Source organism: Nocardia cyriacigeorgica, from assembly GCF_010858045.1.
GTDB classification, from domain to species: Bacteria; Actinomycetota; Actinomycetes; order Mycobacteriales; family Mycobacteriaceae; genus Nocardia; species Nocardia cyriacigeorgica_E.
The window spans coordinates 1-20,733 of sequence record NZ_JAAGVC010000048.1; the positions used below are offsets into that span (position 1 = coordinate 1).

Genomic DNA, 20,733 nt, shown 5'->3' on the forward strand with positions numbered 1-20,733 from the left:
ACCCCGCCTCCACCACCCACTCCCAACTCACCCCCGACCAACAACTCGCCGCCGGCGTCACCCCCGGCCTGGTCCGCCTCGCCGTCGGCATCGAAGGCATCGACGACATCCTCACCGACCTACGCGCCGGATTCGACGCGGCTCGATAGATCGCGCGCGCGGATTCGGTTGCGTCCACACCGAATCCGTTCCCCGCGAACCCGTATCGCGTACCGGTTGGTGAGGGGACCGGTGCGTCACCGGCCGATGCCGGTGTGACGGCCGCGGGAACACGCGGCCAACTGGCCGGGGCATCCATTCCGTCGGCGTACTGCCGGAAACCGGCGGGATGGACCCGGCCGAACCACGCGCGGATGCGCCCGCGAAGGCCCGGCTCCTGTTTGAATCCGAGGAGACGGTCCTGGTCGGGCGCAAGGTGGGAGGTCGTGGTGCGGAAGGTTTCCTCGCTGTTCCTAGCGGCACTGGTCGCGCTGATGTGCGGATGTGGCGATGCCGGGACGACGGCGCCGCCGAGCACCTCACCCGCGGCCGTCGATCCCCTGCGGATCAGCTACGGCGAGACCGACGACAACTTCGGCGATCTCTATCTCCCCGCGGGCAGCTCCGGCGACCTCCCGGTGGTCGTGCTCGTGCACGGCGGCGGCTGGGAACAGGTGCACGATCTGAGCTATACCGCGGTGCTGGCCGAGGATCTGGTCGCCCATGGTGTGGCGGTGTGGAATGTGGAATACCGCAGGGTCGGCGGGGTGGGTGGTTGGCCGACGACACTCGCCGACGTCGACGATGCGACCGAGTCGCTGGCGACGGTGGTGCAGCAGCGCGCCGGTGGCCGGCTCGACCTGAGTCGGGTACATGTTGCCGGGCATTCGGCCGGCGGGCACCTGGCGGCGTGGCTGGCCGGGCGGCACACCATCGACGGCACCGATGCCCCCGGCGCCGACCCGAAGGTGCGTCTGGCCGGCGCGACCATCATGGCCGGGGTGCTGGATCTGCGGCTGGCCGCGATCACCGGCCACGACCGGTTCGTGCGCGATCTGCTCGGTGGCATGCCGGACGAGCAACCCGACCGCTACCGGATCGCCTCGCCCATCGAGCATCTGCCGGTGGGGCTGCCCGTCACCGTCGTCCACGGTGACAACGACGGCACCGTCTCGCCCGATCAGAGCCGCAACTACGCCGCGGCCGCCCGCGCGGCAGGCGATCCGGTCACGCTGCACCTGGTGCCCGGCGGCGGTCACGCCGACTTCGGCGACGTGCATTCCGCGGCCTGGGCTGCCGCGAAAACCGCCCTGCTGGACCGGCTCGGCGCCTGAACCGGCCCGTCCACGGCCTACGGACGGGTTCAGCAGGTCGTGGGCCCCGGATCGGCGCCCGCGGTGACCGCGACCAGCCAGGCGACCGTGGCCAGTTCGGGGACCAGCTCCGCGCTGATGTGCTCGGAGGCCGGAACCTTGTGGTAGCGCAGGTTCACCCCGCGCTCGCAGTAGCGGCGCACCACATCGTCGATGGCCAGTTCGGCGGGCAGCAGCTGATCGGTCCACGAATGCCACATCAGCAGCGGCATGTCCGGGGTGTTCGCCGGATGGCCGAGGCTCGCGTCCCGGAGCACCTGCTGGACCACGGGGTCCGACAGGGCATCCGGGGAGGTGAGGTACTCGCGCACCGGACGCAGCAGGGTGGTGGCGACGGTGGTGTAGAGGCAGCGGTCGGATAGATCCGCGGCGACCTTCTTGCCGTCGGGGGTGAGGTAGCGATCCAGCACGGCGGCCATCTCCGGGTATTCGCGGGCCAGGCCGAGGATCGCGAGCCAGCCGGTGAAGTTCGCCTGCGGTTGCGTGCCCGAGATCGCGAACGGTGCGATCGCGGCCTTGTCGCCCGGGATACCGCCCTGAGCGCTCGCGCGGATATTCAGCTCGGGTGCGTAGCCGCGGTGCTGTTCGGCCGCCGCCGCCGAGGCATTACCGCCACCGGAATAGCCCCACAGGCCGACCGGCGCCGTCTCCAGACCGAGCCCGGCCCGCTGTGCGGCGCGGATGCCGTCGAGCACCATCCGGCCCTCCGCCGGCGACATGATGGCGTTGCTCTTTCCGTCGAAATCGGTGATCACCACCGCCGTACCCGCCGCAAGGAACTGGCCCAGCAGCGTCGTCTCCTTCATCAACCCGGCTCGCAGCGTGTAGGAGGGATTGCACTGCTGGCCGAGGCTGTCGATGGCTTCCTGATACGAGATCAGCGGGCGCGGCCCCGGGCCGAGCCACGGAATGCCCGGCATCAGCACCGTCGACGCCGTCGCCAGCGGTTCGCCCTGCGCGTCGCTGGAACGGACCAGCAGCTGGGTCGCGTGCACGGGAATGGGCACTCCGAGCAGATAGGTCTGCACGACCCGGGTCCGGATGACGTCGCCGTTGCGGTAACCGGCCAGATCGTCCGGGTCGGCGTACCACGGGTCCTGCTGCGGCGTCGGGAGCGGAATCGCCGGGTACACCTCGGCCTCGTTGGGCAACGGCGGCAGCGGGATATCGGCCGTCGCCGGTGCGGCGACGGCGCAGGTCGCCGCCAGCGCGGCCAGTGCGAGGCAGCGCGCGAGGCGACGGCCACGAGAGTGGTTGGGCAGCATGGACAACTCCGTTCGTCGCCTCCAAGCACACCGCGCGGGGGTATCGGCCGGCTATTCGCAAAGTCCAAGTCTTCGCCCCTGGCAGCTTGTGCATCTGCCCAAACGCAGCCCGTTTACCATTCCCGGGTGAGCGGATACGAGCATCTCGACACCTCGACGCTGCCGCCGCGGCAGCGTGACATCCTCGCCACCATCCAGCGGTGGGTGCTCGAGCGTGGCTATCCGCCCAGCACCCGCCAGCTCGGCGATGCGGTGGGGCTGCGGTCGGCGTCGTCGGTGTCGCGGCATCTGAAGGCCCTGGAGGAGAAGGGTTTTCTGCGTCGCGGGGAGGCGATGGCGCGGCCCATCGATGTGCGGCTGTTCCTGCGCGAGACCGAACAGCGGGTCGCGGCCGAAGGCACGGTCGCGGTGCCGGTCGTCGGTGACATCGCGGCGGGCGCGCCGATCCTGGCCGAGGAACACACCGACGACATGCTCACCGTCTCGCGCGAATTGGTCGGTCGCGGCACGGTATTCGGGCTGCGGGTGCGCGGCGATTCGATGATCGAGGCGGCCATCTGCGACGGCGACATCGTGGTGGTGCGCCGGCAGCAGGAAGCCAACTCCGGCGATATCGTCGCCGCCATGATCGACGACGAGGCCACGGTGAAGGTGTACCGGCGCCGCAACGGGCACGTGTATCTGGAACCGCGCAATCCCGCCTACGACGTGATCGACGGCGATCGCGCGGTGGTGCTCGGCAAAGTCGTGTCGGTGATGCGGCGGGTCTGAGCCGGGGCGCCCGCGCTGCCTGGTCGCGACTGCCGGAGATAGCGAACAGGCGGCAAATTTATCTGTTCGTGACCTGCGAGTGGATAATGAGCAAAGGCTAGGCTAACCTTTTGGCTTTGGTCCGCTAGTTGCAAGGTAGAGCGCGATGAGATCGTCCGGCGATGTCGGTGAATCCCTGCCGTTGACGTCGGCGCAGCGGGAAGTCTGGTTTGCCCAGCAGCTGCTGGGCGAGGTTCCGCTGACCACCACGCAGTACATCGACGTCGTCGGACCGCTCGACCGCGACGTCTACCAGGCGGCCGCGCGGCAGGCGGCCCGCGAGCTGGGCGCCTACCTGCGGTTCGACGTCGAGCTCGACGGCCAGGTGCGGCAGTGGATCGACTACGACCAGTACGACGAGATCGGCTACCTCGATCTACGCGACGAACCCGACCCCGAATCCGCCGCGAGCGCCTGGATGCGCGCGGACCAGTGCACCCCGTTCGACCTGCGCAACGACCCGCCGGTGCAGACGACGATCCTGCACATCGGCCCCGACCGGCACTTCATCTACGGCCGCGCCCACCACATCGCCCTCGACGGTTACGGCGCCATGCGGTTGCAGCAGCGCCACGCCGAGCTGTACGCGGCGATGATGCGCGGCCAGCAGCCGCCCGCAGGCACCGAGCACGCGCCCGCCGACCTGGTCGACGCCGATATCGCCTACCTGCACTCGACCCGGTACGAGACCGATCGCCGATACTGGGCCGACAAGGTCGACGGCCTGCCCGAACCGGTGACGCTCGCGACCAGGCCGGGGCCTCCCGCCGCGCAGGCCATTGTCGTGGGTGGCGCGCTCGAACCGCAGCTGCACGCGGCGCTGGAGCGGGCCGCGGGCGCGACCGGAACCGCCGCCGTGCTGGTGGCCGCGCTGGCCGGATACCTCGCCCGGATGACGGGTGCGCCCGAGGTGACGCTGAGCCTGCCGGTGACCGCACGCACCACCGCCGTCCTGCGTCGTGCCGGCGGCATGGTGACCAATGTGGTGCCGCTGCGCGTGGGCACCGGGCCCGCGACGTCCATCGCCGAGCTGTTCGCCGCCGCGCGCCGGGAGTTGAGCGGGGCGCTGCGCCATCAGCGGTTCCGCGGCGAAGAGGTCGCCAGGATCGCGCGGCGCGGCCCGGACGCGGGCGGATTCGGCCCGGCCGTGAACATCATGAACTTCCGTGCCGGCGTCGATCTCGGCGCCGCGACCGGCACCCTGCACCTGCTGTCCACCGGTCCGGTGGCCGACCTCGCCCTCAACATCTACCCGGCCGCCGACACCGGCCTGCGAGTGGAATGGGAGGCCAACCCGAACCGGTACACCCGCGCGGAGCTGACCGCCCAGCACCGGCGTTTCCTGGACTTCCTGAGCGAACTCGTCACCGCACCCGCCGATAGCGCCGTGCATGCCGTCGAGGTGCTGCGGCCGCAGGAACGGCGGCGGTTGGTGCCCTGGCAGGGATCCGACGCGGTGCCCGCGGTGCCGATGGCGGAGCTGATCGCCGCGGCAGTCGCGCGTAATCCGGACGGCACGGCCGTGGTGCACGGCGATCGGCGCTGGACCTACGCGGAATTCGACGCCTGGACCGACCGGCTCGCGCGTGCCCTGATCGCCGCGGGCGCCGGACCGGAGACCCTGGTCGCGATGGTGCTGGAACGTTCGGCGGAATCGGTGGCGGCCGTGTGGGCGATCAGTAAGGCCGGTGCCGCGTTCGTGCCGATCGATCCCGGCTATCCGGCCGAGCGCATCGCGCACATCCTCGGTGACAGTGCGGCCCGGCTCGGCGTGAGCACCGCGGCGTTGCGCGCGGGCCTGCCCGAGTCCACCACCTGGCTGCTGCTGGACGATCCGGCGACCACCGCCGGAATCGACGCGGGACCGGTCACCGATACCGAGCGTCGGACCCCGCTGGACCCGGCCCATCCGGCGTATCTGATCTACACCTCCGGCTCGACCGGCACACCGAAGGGCGTCCTGGTCACCCACGGCGGCCTGGCCAATCTGGCCGCCGAACGCCGCGACCGCTACGACCTGCATCCGGGTGCGCGCACGCTGCATCACGCCTCGCCCGGATTCGATATGGCCGTCGGCGAGCAGTTGTGCGCGCTCGCCGGCGCCGCCACCCTCGTCGTCGCGCCGCGGTATGTGGTGGCCGGCGAGGATCTGGCCGAGCTGATCCGCCGCGAATCGGTGACCAACGCGATCATCACGCCCGCCGTGCTGGCGACGCTGGACCCGGCGGCGCTGCCGTCGCTGCGGGTGCTCGGGGTCGGCGGTGAGGCCATCCGCGCCGATCTGGTCGAGGCCTGGGCGCCGGGACGGCTGATGCGCAACGGGTACGGCCCCACCGAAGCCACCGATATCGCCACCATCGGCGAACTGGTCGCCGGCCGTCCGGTCACCATCGGCGCACCGCTGCGCGGCTTCCGCGCACTGGTGCTCGACGCGTTGCTGCGTCCGGTGCCGCCGGGGACGCCCGGTGAGCTCTACATCGGCGGCCCCGCGCTGGCACGCGGCTATCACGGTAAGCCGGGCCTGACCGCGGCCCGTTTCGTCGCCGACCCGTATCGCCCCGGTGATCGGCTCTACCGCACCGGCGATCTGGTCACCGTCACCGAAGGTCGCGATCCCGCGCTGACCTACCACGGCCGCACCGACTTTCAGATCAAGGTGCGCGGGCATCGCATCGAACCGGGCGAGGTCGAGTCCGTCCTGACCGCGCGCCAGGAGATCGCGCGCGCCGCCGTCACCGTGCACACCGACGAGCGCACCGGACCACATCTGGTGGCCTACCTGGTCCCCGCGCCCGGCGCGAGCGTTGACCTCGACGCACTGCGGGCCGAACTCGCCGACGAGTTGCCCGCCTATCTGCGTCCGGCCGCCTACACCGTGCTCGACGCGCTGCCGCTGACCGCCAATGGCAAGCTCGATACCCGCAGGCTGCCCGCACCGGTCTTCGGCCGCACCGGATTCCGCGCACCGGCCACGCCGTCCGAACGCCGGGTGGCGGCGGTGTTCGCGCAGGTGCTCGGCCTCGAATCGGTCGGCGCGAGTGCGGATTTCTTCGCCCTCGGCGGCACCTCGCTGACGGCGACACAGGTCGCGGCGCGGCTCGGCACCGGTGTGCGGACGATCTTCGACGCCCCCACCGTGGCCGGTCTGGCCGCCCGCCTCGACACCCGCTCCGATGACGCACCCGCGCCGGCGATGCGGCCGCGCCCGGAACGCATCGCGCCCGCGCCGGCCCAACTGCGGCTGTGGCTGCTCAACCAGCTGATGCCGGAATCGTCGGCCTATCACCTGCCGGTCGCGCTCGGCCTGCGCGGGCCGCTGGATCCGGCGGTGCTCGCGGCCGCGGTCACCGCCGTGCTGGACCGGCACGAGGTGCTGCGCACGGTCTATCCGGAGACGTCGGCGGGGCCCTATCAGCGAATCCTGGCGACCACGCGCGCGGCCGAACTGATCGACCTCGCGCCGGTAGAGGTCGAACGCCATGACCTCGATCGGCGGCTGTCCGAACTCGCCGGCGCACCCTTCGACCTCACGCGCGATCTCCCGGTGCGGATGCGGTTGCTCCGGCTGGACGCCGAGGAGCATGTGCTCGCGCTCGTCGCCCACCACATCGCCGCCGACGGCTGGTCGTTCGGCCCCTTGATCGCCGATCTGACCACCGCCTACGCCGCGCACGCCGCCGGACGCACGCCCGGCTGGTCCGCGCTGCCGGTGCAGTACGCCGATTACGCACTGTGGCAGCAGGATCGGCTCGGCGAGCGCACCGACGCCGACTCGATCGCGGCCCGTCAGCTCGCGTACTGGACTCGCACGCTGGCCGGGGCGCCCGCGTATCTGCCGCTTCCCGCGGACCGCGACGGCGCGAGCGAAGGCCCCGGCGGCACCGTCGATATCGAACTGCCTGCGGTGACGGACTCCGCTCTGGCCGAGCTGGCCCGACGCCATGACGCCACCGTCTTCATGGTCACCTACGCCGCCTATATCGCACTGCTGCACGAACTGTGCGGCAGCACCGATATCACGGTCGGCACCCCGGTCGCGGGCCGCGGCCATCCCACGCTGGACCATCTGGTCGGCATGTTCGTCAATACCCTGCCGGTGCGCGTCGCGGTCGAGCCGGGGGAGCCGTTCACGGCGCTGCTGGCCCGGGTGCGCGAGGCCGCGCTCGCGGCGTTCGACCATGCCGACGTCCCGTTCCACCACATCGTCGAGGCGGTGAATCCGCCTCGTGCCGAGGGCCGTTCGCCGTTGTTCCAGACCGTGTTCTCCTTCGAGAACCTGCCGGCGCTGCCGGCTCTCGAACTGGCCGGCCTCCGGGTGGAGGTGCTCGACATCCCGCGGGACACCACCCATTTCGAACTCGCCCTGACGGTCCGGCAGGTACCGGGGCGCGATGGTCTCACCGCCGAATTCCGTTATGCCGCCCAACGTTATGACCGGTCGACGGTGTCCGATATCGCGCTGCGGTTCCAAGAGATGGTGGCGCGCATCGTCGGTGATCCGGCGAGCGCGATCGGTGGGCCGCGACGAGCGAAGGACGAGCTCGCCTCCTCGGCCGATCGGCAGCCCGTCGGCCCAGCCGGTGCCGGGCCTGCGCGTCAGCCCATCGCCGGCGCCGACTCCGCCGCCGTGCGCGAGAACGCCGCCCCCGCAGGCGAACCCGGTAACCTGCCGACCACCGACCGCGAAATCGCCGTGGCCGCGGTGTTCGCCGAGCTGCTCGGCACCGACGAGATCACCCTCGACGACACCTTCTTCGACCTCGGCGGCACCTCACTGCTCGTCTTCACCCTGCGCACGCGGCTGGCCGAACGACTCGGGATCGAGGTCGACCCGCGCACGGTATTCGAGCGGCCCACGGTGCGGGCGCTGGCCGCTGTCGAGCCGGCCGCCGAGCGCGACGACCGCTGGATCGCCGAACTTGTCGCCGACACCCGCCTCGACCCCGTGATCGACATCGCCGGCCTGGTGCCGCCGGTGGACACCGGCGACGTCCTGCTCACCGGCGCCACCGGCTTCCTCGGCGTCCATCTGCTGCGGGAATTGCTCGACCGCACCGATTCCCGCATCTGGTGCCTGGTGCGGGGCCGCGACCACGCCGACGGCTTGCGTCGGATCACCGCCGCGCTGGCCCGCTATCGGCTGCCCCACCACGATCTGGCCGACCGAGTGGTGGCCGTGCCCGGTGATCTGGAGCAGCCGCGACTGGGACTGAGCGAAGCCGATTTCGCCGATCTGGCCGCCCGGATCAGCGTCATCCACCACAACGGCGCCCGGGTCAACCATCTGGAGTCCTACGCGGATCTGCGCGCGGCCAATGTCGGCGGCACCACCGAGGTGCTGCGGCTGGCGACGACCGTCCGGATCAAACCGGTGCACTTCGTCTCCACCCTCAACGCCGTACTCGGCACCGAAACCAGCGGAGTAGTGCTCGAGGACAGCGACATCCCCGCCGCCGAGGTCACCAGGCACGGCTATGTCGCCGCCAAATGGGTGGCCGAGCAGCTGGTGCTGGAGGCGGGTGCACGCGGCGTGCCCGTCGCGGTCTACCGGCCCGGCCTGATCTGCGGCTCGGTCGATACCGGCGTGATGAGCGCCGACGATTCGATGTGGACGATGGTGCGCGCGGCCGCCCTGCTCGGCGTCACGCCGGACCTCGGCGATACTGCCGTTTCGCTCGCCCCGGTCGATTACGTGGCCCGCGCCCTGGTCGCCATCGCCAATACCGGCCTGCCGGACTCGGACCGCTATCACCTGGTCAACACCACTCCGACCCGGGTGGCCGAGATCCTCGACGGGCTGGTGCGGATGGGCTACCGCATCGATACCGTCGACGTGGACGCGGCGAAGCAGCGACTGGCCGAACAGGCCGTCGACCACGACGACCTGATGCGCGCGACCCTGCTCATCGGCAACTACGCCGATCTCGGCGATTCGGGCGTCGCCGATGTCATCCTCGACGACAGCCGTGCGCGCGAGGCCCTCGAGCCGGCCGGGATCAGCTGCCCGCCGATCACCTCCGAGGTCATCGACCGCTACCTCGCCGCCTTCCGCGCCGACGGTGTGCTGCCCGAGCCTCAGGAGGTCGAGCGGGTCTCGACGTAATCCGCCGTGGTCTGCTGCTTGCGTGAGCGTGCGAACGCCACGGTCGCGATGCCCGCCGGGATGTTCATCAAGAATCCGTAGACCGCGGCGGGCAGCGCCATCGCGTCGTTGTTCAGCACCGTCGCCGCGACCGCGATGGCAAGGGCGGCGTTGTGCACACCGATTTCCATGCTCGAGGCGATCGCGTCCTCGTGGCGCACACCGAACAGCCTCGGCACGCCGTAGCCGATGCCGAGCCCGATGGTGCACAGCAGCAGCGCGATCGCGCCGAGTTCGCCGACATGGTCGGTGAAGGCGTCGAATTCGGAGAACAACGCGGCGCAGACCACCAGCACCAGCACCACTCCCGAGCCGATCTTGACCGTGCCCTGCCTGCGCAGCGCCCACGCGGTCCACCGGTTGCGCACCCACATGCCCAGCGCGACGGGCACCAGCACGATGGCGAAGACCTGCAGGAATTTGGCCGGTTGCAGCCCGAGGCCGGCGCCGTCATCGAGGAAGACCGAATACGACAGGCCGACCACGACCGGCAGCGTGAACACCGCGAGCACCGAGTTGATCGCGGTGAGCGTCACATTCAACGCCACATTCCCGCCCGCGAGATGGCTGAACAGATTGGCCGACGAACCACCGGGGGAGGCGGCGAGCAGCATCATGCCGACCGCGAGCGCGCCGTCGAGCCCGAAGATCCGCACCAGCCCGAAACAGATGATCGGCATCACCACCAGCTGGCAGGTCAACGCGACGACCGCTGCCTTCGGATAGGTCACCACCCGAGCGAAATCGGCGACGGTCAGCGTCAGCCCGAGGCCGAACATGACGATGCCGAGAGCGATCGGCAGCGCGACCGCGAAAACAGTTGAGCCCATGCGCGTCCTTCCGAAGCCGGCCCGTCGGCCGCTCGCCGATGGTGTCATATCGCGATGCTCGGTGCCGTCCCCAGGACCGGAGAACTACTGTGACGCGCCCCATTTCAAGCCACTGTGACCGGAGTCACATTTCGTCGCTGAAGCGCAGGTCGGCACGGCGGTTCTCCTACCGGGTCTGGGTAGCGGGGTGTTTACTGCCGACCGGGAACGGGTAACGAAGTTCTTCGTGTCGAGCCCTCGGCCACCACTGCCGCCGATGGGCTGATCGGATCAGTGCCGGTCGAGCCAGCAGGGGTGGTTCGGCGGCCGGAGAGGACGTGCTCGTGACGGACCGGACACCGGAAGCCGGGCGAATCAAGAGATCGGTCGCCGCGTCGGCGATGGGCAATGCCACCGAGTGGTTCGACTACGGCGTCTACGCCGCGACGGCCACCTACCTCACCGATGCGTTCTTCCCGGGCGACCTGGGGACGCTCGGCACCATGCTCGGCTTCGCCATCTCCTTCGTGCTGCGCCCGCTGGGCGGCATGGTGTGGGGCCCGCTCGGCGATCGCATCGGCCGCAAGGCCGTCCTGGCCACCACGATCCTGCTGATGGCCGCGGCCACCGGTCTGATCGGCGTGCTGCCCACGCACGGCCAGGTGGGTGTGATCGCCCCGATCCTGCTGATCCTGCTGCGGGTGATCCAGGGCTTCTCCACCGGCGGTGAATACGGCGGCGCCGCCACCTACCTCGCCGAATGCGCCAACGATCGCAAACGCGGTTTCCTCGGCAGCTTCCTCGAATTCGGCACCCTCGGCGGATTCGTCGGCGGCTCGGCCGTGGTGCTGGCCTGCCAGCTCGCCGTCGGCTCGGAGGCCATGCACGACTGGGGCTGGCGCATTCCGTTCCTGCTGGCCATTCCGCTCGGCCTGATCGGGTGGTATCTGCGCGCCAAGCTCGACGAATCCCCGGTCTTCACCGAGGTCGCCGAGAACCCGCACCCGCCGACCGGGCTGCGCGAGCTGATCAGCCACTACCCGCGTGAGCTGCTCACCCTCGCCGGGTTGGTGGTCGCACTGAACGTGGTGAACTACACCCTGCTCACCTATCAGCCGACCTACCTGCAGAAGACCATCGGCCTCGACGAGTCGACCACCACCACGATGATGCTGATCGGCCAGCTGGTGATGATGGTGTGCATCCCGTTCTTCGGCGGCCTGTCCGACCGGGTCGGGCGCCGCCCGCTGTGGCTGGTCTCGCTGGTCGGGCTCGCGGTGCTGGCGGTGCCGATGTATTGGCTGATGGGGGTCGGCACCGGCTGGGCCGTGCTCGGCTTCGTGGTGCTCGGGCTGTTCTACATCCCGCAGCTGGCCACCATCAGCGCGACCTTCCCCGCCATCTTCCCGACCCACGTGCGCTACGCGGGGTTCGCGCTCGGCTACAACGTGTCGACGGCGGTGTTCGGCGGTACCGCGCCGCTGGTGAACGAGGCCGTCATCGAATCGACCGGCTGGTCGCTGTTCCCGGCGTTCTACATGATCGGCGCCACCCTGATCGGCCTGGTGGCCTGGGCATTCCTGCGGGAGACCGCAGGCACCTCGATCCGTGGCACCGAGGTGCCCGACGCGAACACCGACGAGATCCCGCTGCCGGTGCGGGTGGCCACCGCCTGATCCGCCTGATCCGGGGGCGTCAGTGGGCCAGCTTCAGGCCCACCACACCGCCGACGATCAGCACCAGCAAGCCGATCTTCAGCAGGGAGACGCTCTCGGTGCCGGTGGCCATCGCGTACACGACGGTGAGGGCAGCGCCGATGCCAACCCACACCGCGTACGAGGTGCCCACCGGCAGGGTGCGCATCGCGTAGGCGAGGCCGATCATCGAGAAGATGAGCGCGACGGCGAATACCGCCGAGGGAACGAGCCGGGTGAAGCCTTCGGATTTGCCGAGCGCGGTGGCCCAGACGGCTTCGAGAACGCCGGAAACGATCAGTACTGCCCATGCCATGGCGGTGTCCCTTTCGGAAATACCGTCTTGTCGGTGCCCGGGTACGGTTTCGATCGTCCGGTCGGCCGCTGGGAGGTGGCGGCCTCGTTTCTCATGATAACCACCTACCGCGGGAGGCTCCGCCATGCCAGTATTGGCGCAGTGCCAATATCGGGGTACCGAGGGCACCCATCTGGTCCGGGCACCACGTCCGGGCGTTCGAGTCTGTCGAAAGGACTGTTGCGCATGAGCGAGGTCACCCCTCCCTTCGCCGAGATCGTGAACGCGGCGATGGAGCACACCATCCCGATCGCGCACACCATGGGGGTGCAGGCGGTCGAGGTGCGTCGCGGATACGCGGCCACCACGGTGCCCGTGGCGGGCAACGGCAACCACTTCGGGGTGATGTACGCCGGCGTGCTGTTCACCGTCGCCGAGATCCTCGGTGGTGCGATCGCCGTCGCCACCTTCGACAACTCGGAGTTCTATCCGCTGGTCAAGGATCTGCACATCTACTTCCGTAAGCCGGCCAAGACCGATGTGCGGGCCGAGGCGACACTGTCCGACGCCGAGATCGACCGGATCGTCGCGGAGGCCACCGCGGCGGGCAAGTCCGATTTCACCTTGACGGCGGTGGTCACCGACGCCGACGGCGTGGTGATCGCGGAAACCGAAGGGCTCTACCAGCTCCGGGCGCACGGCAAGTAGCGTGCGGGCGGGCGGCGGGTGATGGCCGCCGCCCGTCGTCGATCGTCAGTTCCCCTGGTTCAACCGGATGCGCAGCACATCGCCGCCCTCGGTGCCGGCGAACACCGTCGAGTCCGGACCGGGGGACACCGCGAGCGCGGTGATCGGCTGGGTGGTGGCCACGGTGCAGGTGGCGCCGGTGGCGACGTCCACGCGGGCCAGCCTGCCGGTCGCGGTGCTCACATAGAGCATGCCGTCCGGGGCGATGGTGAGATCGTCGGGCAGCGCGGGCGGATTCGAATGCGGCGACAGATCGGCCACCACACTCGGATGCGCCGGATCGGCGATCGGCACCCGCAGCACGCGCGCGGTCGGGCTCGACAGCAGCGTCACATACAGCGCGTCGTCGTGCGCCACCAGGCCGTTGAGGCCGAAATCCTGTGGTGCGGCGGCTGTCCACGCACGATCGATGCTGCCGTCGCGGCGCACCCGGATGATGCCGCCGCCGGTGTCGGTGATGTAGAGGTAGCCGTCCTCGTCGAACGCGGCGCCATTGGCCATGCCGATGTTGTCGACGAAGACCTCCGGCACCGGGTTCGCCGCGGTCGGGTCGAACCGGACCACGCCGCCGGTCTTCATGATCGTGCTGGTGGTGATGTTGCCGAAGTTGACGTACATCAGCCCGTCCGGGCCGGGCCGTACGGCGCCGGGGAAGGTGACCGGCACGGTGGCGGTGAGGTTGCCCGCCCTGTCGTAGCGCTCGACGACATTGCGAAAGATGCGCGAAACCCAGAGGTTGCCCTCGGCATCGAAGCCGACGTTCTCCGACCAGTCCAGCAGCGGGATCCGCGCCGCCGTCGCCGTGGACACCGCGGCGGGCGGGCAGGAGGCCGGGTCGGCGAGGGCGGGAGCCGGTGCCAGGAAACCGGCAGCGACCGCGAGCAATGCGGCAGCGGGTGCGCCGAGGAGGCGGCGGCCGGTGAAGCGACGGCGCGGACTGCGGGGTCCCGGATGCGCGTTCGGCAAGACAATCCCGTCTCTGCTGGTGTTCGGTGGGCCGAGCGGGATCGTAGGATGCCGGGCGAGGCCCTCGCAACCCGTCGGGATGGGGGAGCGGGGGCGCGCGGAGTTCGCGGAAAGGTTGCCGCCGTGCGTTTTTGCGCGCCGCCCGGACCTGCTCCCCCCTCTCGGAACAGGTCCGGCCGGCATCGACGACGATGCCGCCGGACTCTCGAGACGGGCTTAAGACCGGCTTAAGGGGCCGCAGGCCCGATCACAGCACGGCTTGGGTCTGGGTCACCTTCGCGACGAGTTTGTCGGCGTCGTCGCGGATTTCGGTTTCCACCACGATGAACTTGCGGCCGGGGTGCAGCACGGTGCTGGAGGCGACCGCGTGGCCGGACCGGATCGCGCGCAGGAAGTTCGACTTGGACTCCACGGTCGTCGTACCGCTCGCGCCCTCGGGCAGGTTGAGGAACGCGCAGACCGCTGCCGTCGCATCCGCCAGCGACATGAGCACGCCGCCGTGCATCGCCCCGCCGAGGGTGCACAACGACTCGTCCCAGGCGAGCCTGCTGCGGACCAGGCCGGGACCGTGTTCGAGTACTTCGACGCCGAGCCGTTCGGTGAACGGCATGGACTGGTGGAACAGCTGTGTACCTTCGGTATCGATCATGATCTCGAGTGTGCCGGACGCCGGTCAGCCGATCTTGGCGATCACCGCACGCGGCAGCCGGGGGAGGACGAGATCGAACAGCCGCCACGGCCATCCGGGTACACACGCACGCACCCGCTCGGCCTCGATCGCGGCGACCATCGCGGCGACGCCCTTGTCCAGCGGGGCGATCAACCGGGTGTCGCCGGCCTGGGTGACCATCTCGGTGGCGATGAAACCGGGCAGCAGGGTGGTCACCGCGATCGGCGAGGTGCGCAGTTCGGTGGCCAGCCCATCGCCGAGCGCGGCCAGCCCGGCCTTGCTCGCCGCGTACGCCGCCCGCTTGCCGGGGAATCCCCGGACGGCGCTCATCGAGGAGACCAGCACCAGGTGGCCGGAGTTCTGCTCACGGAAGATCTCCAGCGCGGCCTCCGCCTGGGCCAGTGCACTGACGAAATCGGTGGTGGCGGTCGCCAGATTGGCATCGGCGCGACCGGTGCCGACCTTGGCGCCCTTGCCGATCCCGGCGTTCACGATCACTCGATCGAGACCATCGAGCTCGTCGCGGAGTTCGCCGAACACCCCGGGGATCGCGGCGTGATCGTCGACGTCGAGCGCGCGCACCGCGACGGTGATACCGGGGTGCGCGGCCGTCAGTTCGTCGCGCAGGGCCTCGAGCGCGTCCACGCGGCGCGCGCACAGCGCGAGATCGCGGCCCTTGGCGGCGAATTGGCGCGCCATGCCCGCGCCGAGACCCGCGCTGGCGCCGGTGATCAGAATCCTGGTCCTCGTCATGGTTCGACCCTAGTGATGCTGAACAGTGCTCGATAGCGACCGGCGAGCCGGTGGCATTCGATCAGCCGCGGGTCGGGAGGGCGCCGGCGGACCCGCTGTTCGGCGGCGTGGGCAATTGTCGCCACGGACCGCAATTCACCGTTCGGAAGGCCACATCGTGCGCTTCGATCAATACCCGGACCGGCCGTTCGCGGGTGTAATTGTTGGCCCGGACATATCGCATATCGGTGTTGTCGCCCTCGACCTTCCACAGCCGCCGCCAATCGCAGCCGTGTGCCGGGTCGGGTGTGCCGGGCGCTTCCCACAATCCGGGGTTGATATCGACGCCGACGATATAGACGCCGTCGTGCGGCATCTCGGGGGCCGGTGCGGCGGCAGCGCTCCCACCGCCGAGCAATGTGGTGACCGAAGCGATGGCTCCGGCGATGACCAGCGTGCCTGCACGCATGACGATGTCTCCTCGAATCCCGCAAGGTCGCCGCCGGGAAGCGGCCGGTCTGAGATCCCCGAATCTCCCCGGCAGATCTACCAGACGGGTGCACCCCCATTGGGCGATTCGGGGAATTTCGTCGATTCGCACAATTTCCTCGATGTGAGTGATGTCACCGAGGCCGCGATGCGCGATATCTCTTACATGACAGGTCGTCGCTCGGCTCGAATGGTTTCCGGATCCGCGTGTGGGACGCGGTGCGCTCGTTTGTGCACCGACGACGGCCTGGCCTCCGTGCTGGCCGAGGACCGCGCATTACTGCACTGGCGCGCCATGCACGCGCTCGGCGATCAAGGGCTGGCCGAGCAGGCCGTCCAGGAGACGCTGCTGCGGGCCTGGCGTTCCTGTGCCCGCTTCGACGAGCGTAAGGGCAGCCTGCGGACCTGGCTGCTGGCCATCGAGCGCAATGTCCTGATCGATATGGCGCGGGCACGCGCGAGCAGGCCCGGCGACACCGGGTGGGAAGAGGTCTCCGAACTCAGCGATGTCCGCTATTCGCATCCGGACTTCGCCGACGGCCTTGTCGACGGTTTGCTGGTCGACGATCTACTCGCCCGATTGACCGATTCGCAGCGCGCCGCGGTGGTCGAAGTGATCCTGCGGGACCGCGCCTATCAGGAGGTCGCGGCCGAATTCGGCGTCCCGGTGGGCACGGTGAAGACCAGGGTGCACTACGCGCTGCGCACCCTGCGGCAGCTGCCGCAAGCCGCCTGACCTGCGCTGACACCCCTTCCTCCGGCCCCGGCGCGAAACGGTCGTGGCTCAGATCACACTTCCGTAACGAGGGTTGCGCTGCGGTTGCCGCTGTGACCAGAGTGAACCACTGGGTTTGGTGTTGCTAGTGGGAAGCTAGTGGGAAGGGAGGGGCGCTCCGTCCCGGAGCGCCGACCGCATATGAAGCCGAACTTCGTCAAGGCTGGTCTCTGCGCCGTCGTCGGTACGGCCATGGCGCTCGCTCCGTCCGCCGTCACCGCGACCGCCGCACCGGTATCGCCCGACATGGCCACCAAACTGGCGGGCAGAACCGTCTTCCTCGATCCGGGCCACCAGGGGCCGAACCACACCGAGAACCTCGCGCGCCAGGTCAGCGACGGCCGCGGCGGCACGAAGGACTGCCAGACCACCGGCATGACCACCGTCAACGGCGTCGCCGAACACACCATCAATTGGAACGTCGCCCAGCTGGTCAAGACCTCACTGGAAAGCCTCGGCGCCCGCGTCGTGCTCAGCCGCCAGGACGACAGCGGTTGGGGCGGGTGCATCGACGAGCGCGCCGCGGCCGCCAACGCCTCCGGGGCCGCCGTCGCGGTCAGCATCCACGCCGACGGAGCGCCCGCGCAGTATCGCGGGTTCCACGTCATCGTGCCGCAGTTGCCGATCCCCGACCCCGCGGCCGACCGGGTGCAGTCGACGGCCGGGTTGGCGGCGTCGAAGGCGATGCGCGATGCCTACCTGTCGTCGGGCTTCCCGTCGGCGAACTACGCGGGCGTGGTGGACGGCTTGCAGACCCGCGCCGACGTCGCCGGGCCCGCGTTGACGACCGTGCCCGATGTGTTCATCGAGATGGGCAACGGCGCCAACCCCGAGGATGCCGCGCTGCTGGAATCCGGCGACGGGCAGTTGAAGCACGCCATCGCCATCACCACCGGACTGGTGAGCTTCCTGCTCGGCGCACCGCCGTCGGCCGATGCCCCGGTCGGGGCGCCCGATACCGGCGTCGACACCCCCGCGGTGGCTCCTGCGCCGCAGGACCCGGCTCCGACGACGACCTCCGCGGCGCCGACCACGACCGCCGCTCCGGAACCGGCCCCGGCCGGGGCGCCGACTCCCGCGCAGACCACCGCGCCGGCGCCGACCACCACCACGCCACCGGCGGCTCCCGCGCAACGGCCTGGCGTGAACAACTCCCGTACGGCACCCGGCTCCGACGCGCCGCAGACTCGGTCCGCGCCGGCGACCACGCCGAAGTCGACGCCGAGCACCACCAAGGCGCCGAGCGGGTCCAGCAGCACCTCCCCGGAGGCGCGGACCGGCGATTCCGACGACGGCGTCGTCGGCACCGTGATGGAACTGCTGATGCCGCTGGCGAAGGCGCTCGGCATGGACGACACCGCGATCACCGCGGAGCTGATCAACCTGGCCTACACGCTGGCCGCCGCCCTGTTCGCGCCGACGGACTGACCCTTGGCCGCATCCGGCCGTGGGGAGAGGGTGTCGGCGGATGCCAGTAGGGTGTCCGGGTGGCCCAGTCGATTCCTGTCGTGATCGTCGCCGGGTTCCTCGGGTCCGGCAAGACGACATTGCTCAACCATCTGCTCCGCGATAATCGCGGCACCCGGATCGGGGTCGTCGTCAACGACTTCGGCGCGATCAATATCGACGCGATGCTGGTGGCGGGCCAGGTCGACGCCATGGTCTCGCTCGGCAACGGCTGCGTGTGCTGTGCGGTCGACGTCAGCGAATTGGATGAGCTCTTCGACCGGCTCGCCCAGCCGAGCGCCCGCATCGACGTCATCGTGGTCGAGGCCAGCGGCCTGGCCGAACCGCGCAACCTGATTCGCATGGTGGCGGCCAGCGAGAATCCGCGCATCCGCTACGGCGGCCTGGTGGAAGTGGTCGACGCCGAACAGTTCCCGGCGCACCGGGAGCGTCATCCGGAACTGGCCGATCATCTGCGGCTGGCCGATCTGGTGGTGGTCAACAAGGCCGATCGGGTCGAACCGGCGCAGCTCGCACCGCTGCGCGCGGAGATCGCCACGCTGATCGAGCCTGCCCCGGTGTACGCGACCAGCCACGGCCGGATCGAACCTGGCCTGCTGTTCGACGAACCGTTGCGCGAAGCTCCGCGGGTGGCCGAGCAATTGAGCTTCGACGAACTGCTCGCCGAGCATCAGCACGATCCCACCGACGGCCACCGCCATCTGCACGACGAGTACGTCACCGTGTCGTTCACCAGCTCCCGCGATCTGGATCCGAGGCAACTGATCGGCTTCTTCGAGGATCCGCCGCCGGGATTGTTCCGCGCCAAGGGATTCGCCGCATTCGCGGTCGCCGGTGAGCATCGCAAGTTCGTTCTGCACATGGTAGGAAGACATCTCGTATGCGAGCCGGCCACATGGCGGCGCGGCGAGGATCGCCGCAGCAGGCTGGTTCTCATCGGTGCCGGTCTGGATACCGAACTGGCGCTGAAACGCCTGAACGAGACGGTGCACGCCGGCGAGCAATTGCTGGACGAGGCCTCGATGCTGCCGGTATGGCGATACGTGCCGCACTGAGTCGGCGGCCGGATAATCCGAAATTGGCGCGTTTATCACCAATGTGGCGCAATAGGCGCTGGCGCGACCGTGCCGGTCGCACAAAACTCGTCATCATGTTCGTCGTGTCGCCGCACTAGGCGTGTCGCCTCGTGGGCCCCCGGTGCACTGCGGACAGTTTCGAAGTTCGCTTGTTGACGAGGGGAGAGTGTCATGTACGCGACCAGGGAGACTGCCACTGCATATGTGATCGCCGCGCTGGAGGCCAAAGGTACGGCCACCCGCTACGATTTCGACGTACCGGCCATTGTCGCCGCGTCCCACGCGGCCGCCAGAAGCTGGGACTTCCGTTCCCTCGAGGGCGGCACCTTCTGGCGCATCGCCGCGCGATTCCTGAAATAACATCCGGACCGGTGCAACGTCGCCGGCCCCGGGTCGGGTCGGCGGCGTTCAGTCCAACTGCTCGCACCGGCGATGCGAGCCGGTGATCGACCAGCGTCGCGCCGCCCGCCGCAGCGAACCCGGATCGGTGTACCCGAGCAGCTGAGCCTGCCGGGCCCGGGTGATCGGACCGGTCGCGGTGGCCTCCGCGAGCCGCGCCGCGCGCGCCCGGTCCACCTCCTGACGCCAGGTCGTTCCGGCCTCCATCAGCCTCCGCTGCAGGGTGCGTGGGCTGGTCGCCATCCTGCGCGCTACCGCTTCCAGCGATACCTCACCGACTTCCAAGGCCTTGGCCAGAGCCGTCGCGACCTGCTCCGCCCAGGTGGTGGCCAGCGGCGGAGGCGGCGGCAGCGCGTCGGCCAACGGCTTGAGCACCGTGGCGAGAGTGGGATCGGTGGAGGTGAGCGGCAGATTCATATCGGCGGCGCGGAAGGTCACCGCGTCGATGGGTGCCCGGAATTCGATATCGGTGGTGCCGAAGAGTTCGACAAAGGCGTTCAGCGACGGCGGTGGCTCGCGCCGCAGCTGCACCCGTATCGGGATCACCGGCGCGGCGATCACCAGGCGGCTGCGCGCCACGACGGCGGCCAGCCCCCACAGATGAATCCGGTCTCGGCTGTAGCCATCGGTGTCGACCATCTCGATCGACAGCGTCACTTCGTCGTCGTCCTGGACCAGACCCCAGCGATGGTTGGTGGTCACGGCGGTGACATACGGTCCGAGAGTGCGCAACCCGGAGCCGAGATCGGGTGCGGTGGAGAACAGGTAGTCGTACAGGCCGAGCGCGCCCATGCTGTAGCGGTTCGCCACGCGCAGCGGGACGGCCGGATCGCCGAGCTCGTGTTCGGCGACCTCCCACAGGCGCGCGAAGATCTCGCTCGGCACATACGCCTCGGGGCTGGCAAGGGCCCATGACGGGAGCCCGATGTCCCGGATCAGTTTGTCTCGGTCCAATCCGGCCGCAGTGAGTTCGCCGATGACGAACCGATGCAACGTGACTTGGTCAGAACGCATGCCCTCTCCTGCGGGAGATCTACAAGCACCT

General features: G+C 69.6%; 18 protein-coding genes and 1 riboswitch. Of the genes, 10 read left to right on the forward strand and 8 right to left on the reverse strand.

What is annotated here, in order from left to right; all coding sequences use genetic code 11:
- A partial coding sequence (locus tag GV790_RS25620) for a PLP-dependent transferase (protein ID WP_175586007.1) occupies positions 1-149 on the forward strand: 149 nt, incomplete at its 5' end.
- 324 nt (positions 150-473) lie between these two features.
- Positions 474-1,313 carry an alpha/beta hydrolase family protein gene (locus GV790_RS25625; protein WP_163816951.1) on the forward strand — a complete coding sequence of 280 codons (840 nt, stop codon included), beginning with the start codon at positions 474-476 and terminating at the stop codon, positions 1,311-1,313.
- Positions 1,314-1,342: 29 nt separating this feature from the next.
- Here GV790_RS25625 and GV790_RS25630 read toward each other — a convergent pair whose 3' ends face one another.
- On the reverse strand, positions 1,343-2,617 hold the full coding sequence (locus tag GV790_RS25630; RefSeq protein WP_163816903.1) for a lipase family protein: 1,275 nt from the start codon (positions 2,615-2,617) through the stop codon (positions 1,343-1,345).
- 126 nt (positions 2,618-2,743) lie between these two features.
- On the opposite strand from GV790_RS25630, the gene lexA reads away from it, so the two are divergent.
- Positions 2,744-3,388 carry a transcriptional repressor LexA gene (gene lexA / locus GV790_RS25635; RefSeq protein WP_163816904.1) on the forward strand — a complete coding sequence of 215 codons (645 nt, stop codon included), beginning with the start codon at positions 2,744-2,746 and terminating at the stop codon, positions 3,386-3,388.
- A 145-nt stretch (positions 3,389-3,533) separates the two neighbouring features.
- On the forward strand, positions 3,534-9,530 hold the full coding sequence (locus tag GV790_RS25640) for a non-ribosomal peptide synthetase (RefSeq protein ID WP_163816905.1): 5,997 nt from the start codon (positions 3,534-3,536) through the stop codon (positions 9,528-9,530).
- Here GV790_RS25640 and GV790_RS25645 read toward each other — a convergent pair.
- The gene (locus GV790_RS25645; protein ID WP_163816906.1) at positions 9,503-10,399 is read right to left on the reverse strand and encodes a bile acid:sodium symporter family protein; all 897 of its coding nucleotides are present in this window, start codon (positions 10,397-10,399) and stop codon (positions 9,503-9,505) included. The two genes, GV790_RS25640 and GV790_RS25645, sit on opposite strands and share 28 nt — an antisense overlap.
- Positions 10,400-10,779: 380 nt before the next feature.
- On the opposite strand from GV790_RS25645, the gene GV790_RS25650 reads away from it, so the two are divergent.
- The gene (locus GV790_RS25650) at positions 10,780-12,054 is read left to right on the forward strand and encodes an MFS transporter (RefSeq protein WP_163816953.1); all 1,275 of its coding nucleotides are present in this window, start codon (positions 10,780-10,782) and stop codon (positions 12,052-12,054) included.
- 19 nt (positions 12,055-12,073) lie between these two features.
- Here the strand turns inward: GV790_RS25650 and GV790_RS25655 are convergent, their stop codons facing one another.
- Positions 12,074-12,388, reverse strand: a complete 315-nt coding sequence (locus GV790_RS25655) for a DMT family transporter (protein WP_163816907.1) — start codon at positions 12,386-12,388, stop codon at positions 12,074-12,076.
- Positions 12,389-12,404: 16 nt separating this feature from the next.
- A riboswitch (guanidine-III (ykkC-III) riboswitch) is annotated at positions 12,405-12,476 on the reverse strand.
- 137 nt (positions 12,477-12,613) lie between these two features.
- Between GV790_RS25655 and GV790_RS25660 the strand changes: the two genes are divergently transcribed.
- The gene (locus tag GV790_RS25660) at positions 12,614-13,075 is read left to right on the forward strand and encodes a PaaI family thioesterase (protein WP_163816908.1); all 462 of its coding nucleotides are present in this window, start codon (positions 12,614-12,616) and stop codon (positions 13,073-13,075) included.
- A 45-nt stretch (positions 13,076-13,120) separates the two neighbouring features.
- On the opposite strand, the gene GV790_RS25665 is transcribed toward GV790_RS25660, so the two are convergent.
- The 4 genes from GV790_RS25665 to GV790_RS25680 all read right to left on the reverse strand — a co-directional run bounded on the left by GV790_RS25665 (position 13,121) and on the right by GV790_RS25680 (position 15,951).
- The gene (locus tag GV790_RS25665) at positions 13,121-14,080 is read right to left on the reverse strand and encodes an SMP-30/gluconolactonase/LRE family protein (RefSeq protein ID WP_163816909.1); all 960 of its coding nucleotides are present in this window, start codon (positions 14,078-14,080) and stop codon (positions 13,121-13,123) included.
- A 247-nt stretch (positions 14,081-14,327) separates the two neighbouring features.
- Positions 14,328-14,729 carry a PaaI family thioesterase gene (locus GV790_RS25670; protein ID WP_163816911.1) on the reverse strand — a complete coding sequence of 134 codons (402 nt, stop codon included), beginning with the start codon at positions 14,727-14,729 and terminating at the stop codon, positions 14,328-14,330.
- Positions 14,730-14,753: 24 nt separating this feature from the next.
- On the reverse strand, positions 14,754-15,503 hold the full coding sequence (locus tag GV790_RS25675) for an SDR family oxidoreductase (protein ID WP_163816913.1): 750 nt from the start codon (positions 15,501-15,503) through the stop codon (positions 14,754-14,756).
- A 61-nt stretch (positions 15,504-15,564) separates the two neighbouring features.
- Entirely contained in the window at positions 15,565-15,951 is a 387-nt protein-coding gene (locus tag GV790_RS25680; protein ID WP_163816916.1) for a hypothetical protein, read from the reverse strand.
- Positions 15,952-16,200: 249 nt separating this feature from the next.
- Between GV790_RS25680 and GV790_RS25685 the strand changes: the two genes are divergently transcribed.
- The 4 genes from GV790_RS25685 (at position 16,201) to GV790_RS25700 (ending at position 19,649) form a co-directional block, all read left to right on the forward strand.
- On the forward strand, positions 16,201-16,707 hold the full coding sequence (locus tag GV790_RS25685) for a sigma-70 family RNA polymerase sigma factor (protein WP_228806743.1): 507 nt from the start codon (positions 16,201-16,203) through the stop codon (positions 16,705-16,707).
- A 180-nt stretch (positions 16,708-16,887) separates the two neighbouring features.
- A complete protein-coding gene (locus GV790_RS25690; RefSeq protein ID WP_163816918.1) occupies positions 16,888-18,174 on the forward strand; it encodes an N-acetylmuramoyl-L-alanine amidase in 1,287 nt (428 codons plus the stop codon).
- 59 nt (positions 18,175-18,233) lie between these two features.
- Complete coding sequence (locus GV790_RS31815; RefSeq protein ID WP_163816920.1) at positions 18,234-19,268, forward strand: CobW family GTP-binding protein; 1,035 nt, start codon at positions 18,234-18,236, stop codon at positions 19,266-19,268.
- A 192-nt stretch (positions 19,269-19,460) separates the two neighbouring features.
- The gene (locus GV790_RS25700; RefSeq protein ID WP_163816922.1) at positions 19,461-19,649 is read left to right on the forward strand and encodes a hypothetical protein; all 189 of its coding nucleotides are present in this window, start codon (positions 19,461-19,463) and stop codon (positions 19,647-19,649) included.
- A 48-nt stretch (positions 19,650-19,697) separates the two neighbouring features.
- Here the strand turns inward: GV790_RS25700 and GV790_RS25705 are convergent, their stop codons facing one another.
- Complete coding sequence (locus GV790_RS25705; RefSeq protein WP_163816924.1) at positions 19,698-20,702, reverse strand: AraC family transcriptional regulator ligand-binding domain-containing protein; 1,005 nt, start codon at positions 20,700-20,702, stop codon at positions 19,698-19,700.
- Between the last annotated feature and the right edge of the window lie 31 nt (positions 20,703-20,733).